12 protein-coding genes are annotated in these 12,421 nt (G+C 66.9%); 6 read left to right on the forward strand and 6 right to left on the reverse strand.

Annotation, left to right across the window (positions count from 1 at the left end; all coding sequences use genetic code 11):
* Positions 1 to 440 (forward strand): acyl-CoA-like ligand-binding transcription factor (locus VFG33_RS32560; RefSeq protein WP_325056833.1); only part of this gene is annotated, 440 nt, incomplete at its 5' end.
* Positions 441 to 541: 101 nt separating this feature from the next.
* On the opposite strand, the gene VFG33_RS32565 is transcribed toward VFG33_RS32560, so the two are convergent.
* Positions 542 to 892, reverse strand: a complete 351-nt coding sequence (locus VFG33_RS32565; protein ID WP_325056834.1) for a hypothetical protein — start codon at positions 890 to 892, stop codon at positions 542 to 544.
* A 230-nt stretch (positions 893 to 1,122) separates the two neighbouring features.
* On the opposite strand from VFG33_RS32565, the gene VFG33_RS32570 reads away from it, so the two are divergent.
* From VFG33_RS32570 to VFG33_RS32580, 3 genes are all read left to right on the forward strand, one after another.
* Positions 1,123 to 1,932 (forward strand): ABC transporter ATP-binding protein, encoded by an 810-nt coding sequence (locus VFG33_RS32570; protein ID WP_325056835.1) that lies wholly within the window; start codon positions 1,123 to 1,125, stop codon positions 1,930 to 1,932.
* A complete protein-coding gene (locus VFG33_RS32575) occupies positions 1,929 to 2,690 on the forward strand; it encodes an ABC transporter permease (protein WP_325056837.1) in 762 nt (253 codons plus the stop codon). Before VFG33_RS32570 ends, VFG33_RS32575 begins: the two co-directional genes overlap by 4 nt.
* Positions 2,691 to 2,793: 103 nt before the next feature.
* Complete coding sequence (locus tag VFG33_RS32580; RefSeq protein ID WP_325056838.1) at positions 2,794 to 3,630, forward strand: DUF4097 family beta strand repeat-containing protein; 837 nt, start codon at positions 2,794 to 2,796, stop codon at positions 3,628 to 3,630.
* Between the two features lie 4 nt (positions 3,631 to 3,634).
* On the opposite strand, the gene VFG33_RS32585 is transcribed toward VFG33_RS32580, so the two are convergent.
* From VFG33_RS32585 to sigJ, 4 genes are all read right to left on the reverse strand, one after another.
* Positions 3,635 to 6,757, reverse strand: a complete 3,123-nt coding sequence (locus VFG33_RS32585; protein ID WP_325056839.1) for an ATP-binding protein — start codon at positions 6,755 to 6,757, stop codon at positions 3,635 to 3,637.
* Positions 6,726 to 7,244, reverse strand: coding sequence for an anthrone oxygenase family protein (locus tag VFG33_RS32590; RefSeq protein WP_325056840.1), 519 nt, complete (start codon positions 7,242 to 7,244; stop codon positions 6,726 to 6,728). The genes VFG33_RS32585 and VFG33_RS32590 overlap by 32 nt, the downstream gene beginning before the upstream one ends.
* A 181-nt stretch (positions 7,245 to 7,425) precedes the next feature.
* Entirely contained in the window at positions 7,426 to 8,640 is a 1,215-nt protein-coding gene (locus VFG33_RS32595) for an NAD(P)/FAD-dependent oxidoreductase (protein ID WP_325056841.1), read from the reverse strand.
* A 165-nt stretch (positions 8,641 to 8,805) separates the two neighbouring features.
* Positions 8,806 to 9,726, reverse strand: a complete 921-nt coding sequence (gene sigJ / locus VFG33_RS32600) for an RNA polymerase sigma factor SigJ (RefSeq protein ID WP_325056842.1) — start codon at positions 9,724 to 9,726, stop codon at positions 8,806 to 8,808.
* A 148-nt stretch (positions 9,727 to 9,874) separates the two neighbouring features.
* Here sigJ and VFG33_RS32605 point away from each other — a divergent pair, with 148 nt between their 5' ends.
* A complete protein-coding gene (locus tag VFG33_RS32605; RefSeq protein ID WP_325056843.1) occupies positions 9,875 to 10,255 on the forward strand; it encodes a DoxX family protein in 381 nt (126 codons plus the stop codon).
* A gap of 34 nt (positions 10,256 to 10,289) precedes the next feature.
* Here VFG33_RS32605 and VFG33_RS32610 read toward each other — a convergent pair whose 3' ends face one another.
* Positions 10,290 to 10,676: a glutaredoxin domain-containing protein gene (locus VFG33_RS32610; RefSeq protein ID WP_325056844.1), complete on the reverse strand. Its 387-nt coding sequence runs from the start codon at positions 10,674 to 10,676 to the stop codon at positions 10,290 to 10,292.
* Between the two features lie 184 nt (positions 10,677 to 10,860).
* Here VFG33_RS32610 and VFG33_RS32615 point away from each other — a divergent pair.
* A partial coding sequence (locus tag VFG33_RS32615; RefSeq protein WP_325056845.1) for a hypothetical protein occupies positions 10,861 to 12,421 on the forward strand: 1,561 nt, incomplete at its 3' end.

Consider the following 12,421-nt stretch of genomic DNA (forward strand, 5'->3'; position numbering starts at 1 on the left):
ACTTTCCGACCAAGGACAGTTGCGTCACCCCCCTGCTGACCGGCTGCATCGAGCTCATCGCGCGGTTCTTGCAGTCCTGGCGCAGCGATCAGACCATGGCCGAGGTGTTCGACACGATCGGGTTGCACGAGAACATCGCCGATCGAACGACGATGCTGAACCTGGTGCGTTTGACCAGGACCGAACCGGGTCTGCGTGCGGTGTGGCTGGAAGCGCACCGGCACGCCGAGGCGGCGTACGCTGAAGCGCTCGCTCGCCGCGCCGGGCTGCCCAGCCCCGACCTGGCCGTCACTGTGCAGGCCGCGATGCTCACCACTGCTCTGCGGGTGGCCGAGGAGCACTACGCGTTCAACACCGACCACGCCGACGCTGACACCCGGGACTTCGAGGCGGCGATGCGTGAGGCCCTGCTGATCGCCGCCCGCACCTTCTCGTCCTGAGAGAGCAGCTTTCTCGCACCGAAGACTCGCGGGCGGGGAAAATCCCAGAGTCCGTAGTGGCGGCCAGGGGCGTGGCCGCCACTGAGGTGCGGTTGCCGTTCCTAGCAGGCGGCGGTTCTCTCGTACTGATTGGTGTGGTAGCCGAGGGTGTTGCTTTCCGTTGACTTGTAGGTGGAGATAACGCCGTACCCGATCGACCTGCAGGAGCTGTCAGGCCCGTTGTTGACGATCACCTTGCGACGCTCGGGGGTGGTTGCGCAGCCTTTGAAGGTCCACTTCCAGTCACGGGTCCAGGTCGCGGTGTCGGGGATGTGCTTCCAGAGGGTGTAGGTCACAGTGATGCCGCAGGTAACTTGGACAGCGGCATTCGCGGTACTCGGGGCGACCAGCACCCCTGTCAGTGCGCCGGCGGCCAGCATCAGACCTAACGACTTCTTCGGTATCTTTCGCACGCGATCCTCCTCATGCTTGGCCGAAGCGCGGCTTGCGCGCCTCGCGCCAAGACTGCTGTGGCGTCGATGGTCGCAGCCATGCCGGCTTCCAGGAGCGCAACGACGTAAGCAATGTGATTTGGATCGGATTGCTTACCGGCCGGCGTCCGCTACGAGGTAGAACACCGTGTCAGGGGCCGTGTCAGGGGCGTGGCGGAGGCGTGTCAGGGGCGGCCTCGATGGTTGTTCACATGACCAGTTCAGAGATTGCAGCATCAGAGCTGCGGGACCGCGAGCCTGCGATCCTGGTGCAGAACCTAGAGAAGTCCTATAAGGAGTTGCACGTCCTGCGGGGCGTGGACTTCGAGGTGGCGCCGGGCAGCATCTTCGCCCTTCTCGGCTCGAACGGAGCCGGCAAGACCACGATCGTGAGAATCCTCTCCACGCTGCTGAAATCAGACGCCGGCACCGCCACCGTCAACGGATTCGACGTCGCGGCGGACCCGCTCCGGGTTCGGGAGTCCATCAGTCTGACCGGGCAGTTCGCCGCGGTCGACGAGATCCTCTCCGGTCGGGAGAACCTGGTGCTGGTCGCCAAGCTGCGGCATCTGAACGGCCCTGGCCAGGTGGCGGATGAGCTGCTCGCACGCTTCAGCCTCACCGAGGCGGGTGCGCGGAAGGTGTCGACGTACTCCGGAGGCATGCGCCGTCGCCTTGACATCGCCATGAGCCTGATCGGGGAGCCGAAGGTGATCTTCCTCGATGAGCCGACGACAGGGCTCGACCCGGAGGCGCGCATCGAGGTGTGGAAGGTCATCGAGGGGCTCGCCCGGCAGGGGACCACGGTTCTGCTCACCACGCAGTACCTCGACGAGGCCGAGCAACTCGCAGACCGGATCGCCATCCTCCATCAGGGGCACATCATCGCGAACGGCACTCTCGCCGAACTGAAGCAACTGCTCCCACCGGCGAAGGTCGAGTACGTCGAGAAGCAGCCGACCCTGGAAGACATCTTCCTCGCGCTCGTGGGGAACGACGGCACGGACGAGGACCAGTCATGACCACACACTTCTTCGGAGACACGGCCACCCTGCTGGGCCGCTCCATGCGTCACATCTTCCGCAGCGTGGACACGATCATCACCACCGCGATCACCCCGATCGCGATGATGCTGCTGTTCGTCTACGTTTTCGGCGGGGCCATCGACACAGGCACCGACAACTATGTCAACTACCTGCTGCCGGGAATCATGCTGATCGCGATCGCGTCGGGCATCGCGTACACCGCCGTTCGGTTGTTCACCGATCTGAAGGGCGGCATCTTCGAGCGATTCAACTCCATGCCGATCGCACGATCGTCGGTGCTGTGGGCGCATGTTCTGACCTCGCTGGTCGCGAACGCGCTCTCGGTCGTGATCATCGTGCTGGTAGGCCTCCTGATGGGGTTCCGCACCTCGGCGGGTCCACTGGCCTGGCTCGCTGTTGCCGGAATCCTGGCGCTGTTCACCCTGGCACTCACCTGGATCGCAGTCCTCGCCGGCCTTTCGGCGAAGTCTGTGGACGGTGCCGCCGGATTCTCGTACCCGCTGATCTTCCTGCCGTTCATCAGTTCGGCCTGCGTGCCCACGGACACCATGCCGGCTGCGGTGCGCGCCTTCGCCGAGAACCAGCCGGTCACGTCGATCGTCAACACGATCCAGGCCCTGTTCGCGCAGCAGGCGGTCGGCAACGACATCTGGGTCGCTCTCGCCTGGTGCCTCGGCTTCCTCGTGCTCGGCTACGTCCTGGCCATGCGCGTCTACCGGCGCAAGATCAGCTAGCGGCTCTGTCAGAACCATGCTCGGGCTGACGCTGCAGCTTCACCGGCTAGGTCGGCTGAACCCTCCACCAACGGATCACTCAAGAGCCAAGAAGAGAGTCATCATGCCTACATTCGCCACGCCGGGGCCGATCGCCGCGACCGTCGAGGTCGCCGGAGCTCAGGTACGGGTCACTGCCAGCGACCGGACCGACACCGTGGTGCAGGTCGAACCCATCGACACCGCGAACCGGAAAGACGTCAAGGTTGCCGAGAACACCTTGGTCGACTTCGCCGACGGCCAGCTGTCGGTCAAAACGAAAACCCCGGGGGACAAGGACGGCTCGGTCGCCATCACTATCGACCTGCCCACCGGCTCCAGCCTGGTCGCGCACCTGGCGTACTCGGAGGTGAACACCGAGGGCGCACTGGGCGCGAGCGAGCTGCACATGGCATCGGGTCAGGTCCAGCTGGACCGCATCGACGCATTGACGGCGAGCGTCTCCTCCGGTGAGGTCGCGATCGGGCACGTCGCCGGACGTGCCGACATCGACGGATCGGCGTTCACGCTGCGGATCGGCGAGGTCGACGGTGCGGTCGGGTTCTCGACCTCGGGCGGGCAGACCTGGATCGGCCACGCCGCGGCCGACCTCGATCTCCACAGCGCCAGCGGCGACTTCGACATCGACCGCGCCGACGGCCATGTCACCGCCGAGACCTCCAGCGGTGCCATTCGGATCGGGCGGATGACAGCGGGCCGGGCGAAGCTGCGGAACGCCTCGGGCAACATCGAGGTCGGCATCAGCGAGGGCACCGTTGCCTCCATCGACGTCGACAGCGAGCGAGGAGCGGTGCACAACTTCGTCTCCTCGCCGACAGAGGCGGGCGCGTCCGACGACAAGGTCTCGGTTTTCGCCCGCACGCGGCATGGTGACATCACCATTCAGCGCGCGGCCGGCTGAGCTCTCAGAGAGCGAAGGTGGCCTCGACCAACTGAGACCAGTCCGTTTCCAGACCCTCTTGCGTCACCTCGGCGAACCGCGCCTCGCCGAGGTGACGTCGTACGTCCCGCTCGATCCTGATGGCATCCGGGTGGGAGCGATCCGGCGTACCGCGGACGTGGTCGCCGGCCGCCAGCAACCGCGCGGCTTGTTCGTACTGCTCGAGGCGGAGGGCCAGGTCCGCGACGCCGATGAGCATCGGTGCGATCGTGACCGGGGCTCCTGCCTCGGATGCCGCCTGCCAGGCAGCCACGCGATGGGTCCGGGACTCCCGGACGTCGTCGGCCAGGTAGCCGCGCAGGTGATGGATCTCCGCGCGGAGGTTCGGCTGTTCCGCGGCATCACCCAGCAGGGTGGTCGCGAGGCCGAGTTGACGGCGGGCCTGGTCGGCGTCGCCACCCAGCCGAGCGAGCTCCGCCTTGGCGAGCGCCAGGTCGACCAGAGCGTACGGCCAGGTGACGCCTTCGGCGCTCCGCTCGGCGTCGGCGATGGCGGCTGCGCTGGCGTCCAGGTCGCCGTTGAGCCAGTACAGCACTGCCTGCTGGGTGCGCACCTCGATGACATCCTCGACGGCGCCGACTTCGGTGAGGGGCCCGATCGTCTGCTCGTAGCACTCGCAGGCAGCGGCGAACTCACCCCGCCTGGCCAGCAGGGACGCCAGCTCGGACAGGGTCAAGAAGATCCCGAACCGTTCGCCGAGCGCCCGGAACTCCGCGAGCGCCTGCACCACCTGGGCCTCCGCCTCGGGGCCGCCCTGGCCGAAGACGATCTGCATCTTCGCGACCTGCCAGCGAGCCGTGGCGCGGACCCAGGGGTCGACGCTCTCGAGCAACGCCCCGAACGCGGTCACTGCTTCCTCCGGCGCCCGCAGCAGAGCTTCCAGCGGGATCGAGAATCCCAGCAGCGGGTGGTCGCTCTGGCTGAGCTGGCTGAACCGATACGCCTTCTGGATCCATTCCGCGCCCAGGTGTTCGTCGCCCCGACTGGACGTCACGTAGAGCACCACCAGCCCGTACGTCATGGCCCGGACCTCATCGCTCGCCTTGCCCGGGAGGTTGCCGGCCGCGATCAGCAACTCGAGGCCTTCGGTCCGGCGCCCGCCGAGCCACCAGTACCAACCGCACGCGGCTGCCAGCCGCATCGCGGCCTGTGCGTCACCGGAGGCGATCGCCCCGCGCACCGCAGTACTGAGGTTGTCGTTGTCGGCAGCGAGCGTGGCGAGCCATTCCAGTTGCTCGGAGCGGCGCAGATGTGGCTCCGCGGTCTCGGCGAGCTCGGTGAAGTAGGCGAGGTGCGCCAGCCGGGCCCGCTCGGATTCTCCCGCCTCGGCGAGCCGATCCGCGGCGTACTCCTTGATCGTGGTGAGCATCCGATAGCGCGGGGCGCCGTCGCCGGCGGTGACCAGCAGCGACTTCTCGGCCAGCGAGGTGAGCAACTCCAGTACTTCGCTCCGCTCGACCGCATCACTGAGGCAGACGCTCTCGGCCGCCTCCAGACTCGCACCGCCCGAGAACACCGACAGCCTGCTGAGCACTGTCCGCTCGGCGTCGGTGAGCAACTCCCAACTCCAGTCGACCACCGCGCGCAGCGTCCGGTGCCGCGGCAGCGCAGTACGGCTACCACTGGTCAGCAGGCGGAACCGGTCGTCGAGCCGGTTGGCGAGTTGCTCGATGGTCATGGTGCGCAACCTGGCCGCGGCGAGCTCGATCGCCAGCGGCATCCCGTCCAGCGCCCGGCAGATCCGCACCATCGTCGACAACGTGGCTTCGTCGACCCCGAGATCCTTGCGCACCGCGCCAGCCCGGTCGCGCAGCAGCCGGACTGCCGGCGAGGACGCGATCTCGGCGGGGCCGGCGCCGGTTGGCACCGCCAGGGGCTCGACGTGCCACAGCGCCTCGCCGGTGATGCCGAGCGGTTCCCTGCTGGTCGCCAGGATCCGCAGCCGCCGGCATCCCCCGAGTACGCGATCGGCGAAGGCCGCGGCCGCCTCGATCACATGCTCACAGTTGTCCAGGATCAGCAGCGCCTCCCGGTCGCGAACGGCGGCGATGAACCCTTCCACCGGGTCCGCGCTGGATGACGAGCCGAGCAGAGAGTCCCGAAGGCCGAGTGCGGTGAGCGCAGCCTGGGCCACGTCGCCGTCGGGGCCGCTGGGGGCGAGCTCCACCAACCAGACCCCGTCCGGCCAGTCACCGAGCAGCGTGCGCGCGGTTTCCGTGGCCAGCCTGGTCTTTCCCGAGCCGCCCGGTCCGATCAGGGTGGTGAGCCGGTGGTCGTCGATGAGTTCGCGGACCGCGGCGACATCAGCGTCCTTGCCGATGAAGCTGGTCAGCTCGGCCCGCAGGTTGGTCTTCCGGTCAACCTCGCGCCGCCCCAACTCACCTCGCAGCAGCGCGACGTGCACTGCGGACAGCTCTGGTGAGGGGTCGACCCCCAGCGCATCGGCCAGGGCTTCCCTCGTTCGCTCGTACACGAGCAGTGCCTCGCTGTCGCGACCGGCCGCAGCGAGGGCACGGACGAGCGCAGCGACAAGCCGTTCCCGCATCGGATAGGCGGCCACCAGGTCGGTCAGTTCCGCGACCAGTTCCACACCTTGCCCGTGGCTGGTCTCCGCCTCGAACCGATCGTCCAGGGCAGTCAGCCGCAGTCCCTCGAGCCTGGTGGCTGCCGCATCGAACGCTTCGCTGTCCTGCAAGCCGACGTCCTGCATGGCCGCACCGCGCCACAACGCCAGGGCCTCGCGCAGCAGCTTCACCCGCCGTGGATCATCGTCGTTGCGGGCCTGGCCGACGAGGCGTTCGAACCGTACGGCGTCAATCGCGTCGGGCTCCACCGTCAACCGGTAGCCGTCCGTGCCGCCCTCGACCATGCCGTCCGGCAGTGCCTTCCGCAGCCGGGAAACCAAGCGTTGCAGGGCATTCGTCGCGTCGGAGGGCGGGTACTCACCCCAGATCCAGTCGATCAGCGTCGCCTTCGGGACGACGCGGCCCGGTTCGAGGGCGAGGGCGATCAACAGCGCGCGCAGCCGGGCGCCCGGCACGTCGGCGAGGATGCCCTCATCCGTACGAACCTCGAATGGTCCAAGCATCCCGATCAGCACTTGGCTGATTCTGCCATGGCGACCTGGCGCGGGCGGATCCGGCGAGGCCGAGGCAGGCGAGGGCGAGAGCGCCGGTGATGGTTCTGGTGGTGTGCGCGCTGTTCCAGGGATCCTCGAAGTCGGTCCGGACGGAGTGAAGTTCTTCCTGGCTGGGGTTTCCGGCTGCGTCGAGCGCCTCGACCAACGGGATGTGAACGGCCATGGTGATGCCGAAGGCAACGACGTAGAGGGAGAGCGCCGCGAGGATCCACCAGGTCGCAGTACGGAATCCGAGTCGGTAGTGCACGACCGCGGCGGCTCCGAGCAGGACGAGCGCGATGCTGAAGGTGAATTGGAAGGTCACGCTCTCGACGGTGGCGTCGTTGATCTGCTGCATCGCGACGACGAAGGTGCGGTCGTCGACGCGAGCCAGCCCCGGCATCACCGAGAACGAGTAGGCGAAGAACATCCCTGCCATCAGTCCGGTCGTGACCATGGCGGCCACGAGCAGCGGGACTCGCAGAGCAGTAGACGTTTGTCGTGCAGATGGTTGCGCTACGGGCGGCCGGTTCTGATCCGGTCCGCCCCAGTACCCCGGTGTGTTGTTCATGATCTCAGTCAAACGGCGGGTCGGCGGATGAACCATGTTCCGCCGACTCAACCGCATGTCTCCACGTCTACCGCGTGCTGGAGGCTGGTTCCGCACCGAGGGAAATCGGCTCCTGGTCGTGCTTGGCCTGGAGCAGTTGCTGGCGTTTGCCATCCTTGGTCCACCAGGTGTGCTTACCGGGTTTGCGTGCCTCGTAGGTCAGCTGCCAGACGGTGCTCTTGCAGACGATCTCCTTGAGCTTCGCGCCCGGGCGGCCGCCGAGGTAGACGCTGATCGCGGCGTCGTTCCGGTGGGAGAACTGGAAGATGCCGGAGCGGCGCCCCAGACTGATGCACTGTCCGGCGAAGCCCACGGTGACGGTCGCGGGCTGCTCGCCCGCTAGCCGGCTGAGCACTGTCTCGGCGGCCTGCGGGCCGAGCTGTACCGCCGATTGGCAGCCCATCCGGAACGGCAGGTCCGACGGTGCCGCCGAATCCCCGGCCGCGATGATGCGCCCGTCGTCCACGCTGGTCAGTGTCTCGTCCGTGAGCAGGCGACCCGAGGAGTCGGTGCTCAGCCCGCTGCGCGCCGCCAGGTCCGGCACGCTGAACCCAGCGGCCCAGATGGTCACTCCGCTCTTCAACGCCCGGCCGTCAGCGAGGTGCACGGCATCGCGGGTCACAGTCGTCACCTTCGTGCCGGGGCCGTCGAGTACGGTCACTCCGAGCTTGGCCAGCCTCTTGGCCACCGAGCGTCGACCCCGCGGATGCAGGTACGGCCCGAGCTGTCCGCCGCAGACCAGGGTCACTGGACGGCCCGCCTCCGCCAGTTCGGCAGCGGTTTCAATGCCGGCCGGACCGGCGCCGACAACCGTCACAGCGGCCGTCTCGGATGCGGCGGCGAGAACCGATTGCAGCCGCCCGGCCTCCTCCAGGGTCGCGATCGGGAAGGCGAACTCGGCCGCTCCGGGCACGCCCAGGTCGGTGCTGCTGCTGCCCACTGCGTAGATCAGGTACTGGTAGTTGACCGTGCCGCCCGTCGCCAAGGTCACGCTGCGCTCGGAAGCGTTGATCCGTGTCACGGTGTCGACGACCAGTTGGATGCCGTCGGCCAGGACGTCTTTGTAGTCGACCACCGCGTCGTCGGATCCGGTCACCAGTTGGTGCAGGCGGATCCGCTCGACGAAGCTCGGTCGCGGGTTGATCAGAGTCACTGTCACGTCGTCGCGCTGCGTCAGGCGGTTGGCAGTCATGACGCCGGCGTATCCGCCGCCGATCACGATCACCTCGGTGTTCTCAGTCATGATGAATTCCCTTCGCCGTTCTGGGTCCTGTCATAGGTGATGACGGGCCCGGACCGGCAGAGGTAACAGATCAGCAGAAGAGAGTCACCCATCAAAATCGACATAGGGCATCTCGCTTGTCATAGGTCGACTTCGGCGCAGTCGCGTACGGCGGATCGAAGGGCGTCAGGTTGTCCAGGGGCGGAGTTTTTCGGGGTTTCGGACTGCCCAGATGTTTTTGATTCGGTTGGCTGTGATGTCGAAGGCGATGACTACGACGGTGACGCCTTCGTGCTGGGCGATGAGGCCGGGTTGGCCGTTGACTGTGCGTTCCAGGATTGTCAGGTCGCGGGCGCGTTCGGCGAGATCTACGTAGTACCGGGCGATCTGCTCGCCGCCTTCGACCGGGAGGAGTGCTGCGGTGACGAGACCGCCGCCGTCGCCGGTTGCCGTGGCGTTGGGGTCGAGGAGACCGATGAGGGCCTGGATGTCCTTGGCTTCCCAGGCCTGCTTGAAGTCTCGGACGATGTCGGCCTGCCGGGCTGTCGGAGTCGCGGGAGCCTGCGAGGAAGTGATGCGTCGGCGGGCCGAGGAAGCGAGTTGGCGGCAGGCCGCCGGCGTACGGCCGACGATGTCGGCGACTTCGGCGAACGGATAGCGGAACACGTCGTGGAGGATGAATGCGACGCGCTCGGCCGGGGTCATTGATTCGAGGACGACGAGAAAGGCCATGTTGATCGACTCGTCGAGCGTGACGCGGTCGGCCGGGTCGGCCGGAGTACCGCCTGACCACTCCGCACCATCGGGCAGCGGCTCGGGGATCCATTCGCCAACATAGTTCTCCCGCCGGACGCGGGCCGAGCCGAGCAGGTCGAGGCAGATCCGGCTGGCGACCTTGGTCAGCCACGCGCCCGGGGTTTCGATGGCTTCCTGCTGCCGCGGGGTCATGGCATACCAGCGGGCATACGTCTCCTGTACTACGTCCTCGGCGTCGGCCAGGGACCCCAGGAGCCGATACGCGACATTGATCAGCTGCCGCCGCTCACTCATGATCGCGCTCAGACTCGGATCAGACCGGCCGTCTCCTGGCCCCGATCGCGTCGTCATGGTGTCACCGGCTCCCTCGCTCGCAGTTCCCCTCACCAGTCTGACGAGACAGCCTCCCGGAATGTGAGGTTGCCCGTCGCCTGACATTCTGCGGGTCTCTGCCGTCGTACTGGTGAACACATCCAGTGAACACAACGAGGAGAACCCCTTGAACGTCGCACTGTGGATCATCGCGGGACTGCTGGCTGCGGCCGCCCTGGCCGGCGGCGTCAAGAAGCTGATCCAGCCCAAGGCGAAGCTGGCCGCCTCCGGCTGGGCGTGGGTCGAAGACTTCAGCGCCGGCCCCGTCAAGGCTATCGGCGCCCTCGAGATCCTGGCCGCGGTAGGCCTGATCCTGCCCGCCGTCGTCGACATCGCGCCTGTACTGGTGCCGTGGGCTGCCGTCGGTCTGGTGCTGCTGATGGTCGGCGCGATCGTCACACACGTCCGTCGTCACGAGGCCCAGGTGGTCGTGGTGAACGTGGCCTTGCTCACCGTTGCCGCCTTCATCGCGTGGGGCCGCTTCGGCCCGGAGTCCTTCACCAGTTGACCCGCTAACCCGCTGATGCGTGGTGGGCTCTCGATCAGGTGTGGCCGTCGGTTGGTTTCGGTGGGTGGCTTAGGCGTTGCGGAGCGTACGTTTCGACCGCTTCCAGCAGTTGGCGCTTCGACGGGTTCACCATGGTTCTGCCGGCCACGGTCACGGTCGGCACCGTCTCGTTGCCGTCCGCAACCGAGCGGACGAATGCGGCCGCCTCGGAGACTCTCCAGATGTTCACCTCGACGTACTGCAACCGGGTGAATCGCAGGCGCGTGCGGAGCCTCATGCAGTAGGTACAGCCGGGCCGCCAGTACAGGACCACGCCCTCTCGATCCGCATCCGTGACCGACGTCCTGGTCCGACCCCAGCGGGGCAGGTTCGCACCGATCAGCCAGCTGAGGACGATGGCGATCGCGATGACGGAGAGCACCAGAGTGATGTTACAAGAGTGAGTCTGGTGACGAGATGTAACGAATGGCGGGTTGCCGCGATGTAGCGGGTTGAGGGCAACCGTGTGAGGCGGGCTGCCGCTGGGGCTGGGGGGCCTTGCCGTTGTGAGGAATTCATTCTCTGCACGCAGGAATGCGTGGGTCGGAGTACTTGCTGCCATCGCCATGCTCGTTCCCTGGGCGGGTGCGTCGACTGCCGACGTCGCGACAGCCGCGGTCGCGCCTGTCGGACCATCACAGTCCGTGACGCCGCGGGGCATTACCTGCAACACGGCGCCGGCCGCGGAAATCGGTGCGTGTGTCAGCCGGATGCTCACCGATCCGAACGGGGCGTACTCGAAGGACCACGTCTACACCGACGCCGAGAAGGAGCCGGTGCGCGCGGGGCCGAAGGCGGCCGGACTCATCCCGGGGACCGGCGGAGCCTGGTCGGTCGTCGCCGACTGCACCGTGGACAACCTCAAGGTCAACGCGATCCACGCCAGCCTGACCAAGACGGGGAAAGTCCTGATGACGGCCGGGTCGGGGTACAACGAGTCGCTTTTCGAGCAGAAGGTCTTCAAGACCTGGCTCTGGGATCCGGCCACGCCGGGGACTTGTCCCCGCGAGATCCCGATGCCGACCGACGTCGACCTGTGGTGTTCCGGCCACTCGCACCTGAGCGACGGCCGGGTGCTCTTCTTCGGCGGCACCGGACGGTATGGGACGAAGGATGTGACCTACACCGGCATCCGTGAGACCTACGCGTTCGACGACGTGACCGAGACGTTCACCTTCACCGGCCTGATGAACGTGGCGCGCTGGTATCCGAGCGGCCCAGTCGATGCGACCGGCAATCCTGTCGTCGTCAGCGGGCTGGATGACACCGGCAAGGTTGCTTCCGTCAACGAGACCTACAACTCCTCCACGGGCCAGTGGAGGACGCTCCCGGGCACCCGGATCTTCCCGCTGTACGCCGGCCTCGTACTCCGGAAGAACGGCACTATCTGCTACTCCGGCGCGAACATGGGCGGCCGGGCGGGGGCCTCGCCGGGCTGCTGGACCCCGACGACCAACGCCTGGACCCCGCTTCCTGGTCTGCAGTTCCCTGACTGCAGGGATCAGGCGAGCACCCTCCTGCTCTATCCCGCCCAGGCACAGAAGGTCATGCTGATCGGCGGAGGATGCGGGACAGGCGTCACCGGAACGACGGCAACCGTCGACCTGAACGCGGCGGCGCCCAAGTTCACTCCCGGTCCGTATCTGGCCTCTGCGGCGATGGACAACTGTGCGGCTGTCCTGCCTGACCGGTCCACGTTCGTCTCGGGCGGTGCTGATCACAACACCAAACCGCGGTTGCAGGCCGCGCGCCTTCCGTACGGCAGCACCGAATGGGAACAGTTGGCCAGTCCTAGCGTGCCGCGGATGTATCACAGCACCTGCTTGCAACTACCCGACGGTTCCGTCCTCACCCTGGGCACCAACGCGCCCGACGGCTATGTGGAATCACGGTTCGAGATCTACCGCCCCTGGTACATCCAGAAAGGCATCACCCGACCGACCTTCACCAGTGTCAGCCCGACCCTCAAGCTCGGCGGTAGCCACCAGGCCTTGTACGCCGGGCCTGCCTCCGTCACCGGCGCCTCGCTCCAGGCACTCACCTCGACCACCCACTCGTCCGACCCCAACCAGCGCGCAGTCGACGTCCCCGTGACGGCCTCCGGCACGTGGGGGAGGGTCAACCTCA

The sequence above is a fragment of the Kribbella sp. genome, from assembly GCF_035687465.1.
Taxonomy (GTDB): domain Bacteria; phylum Actinomycetota; class Actinomycetes; order Propionibacteriales; family Kribbellaceae; genus Kribbella.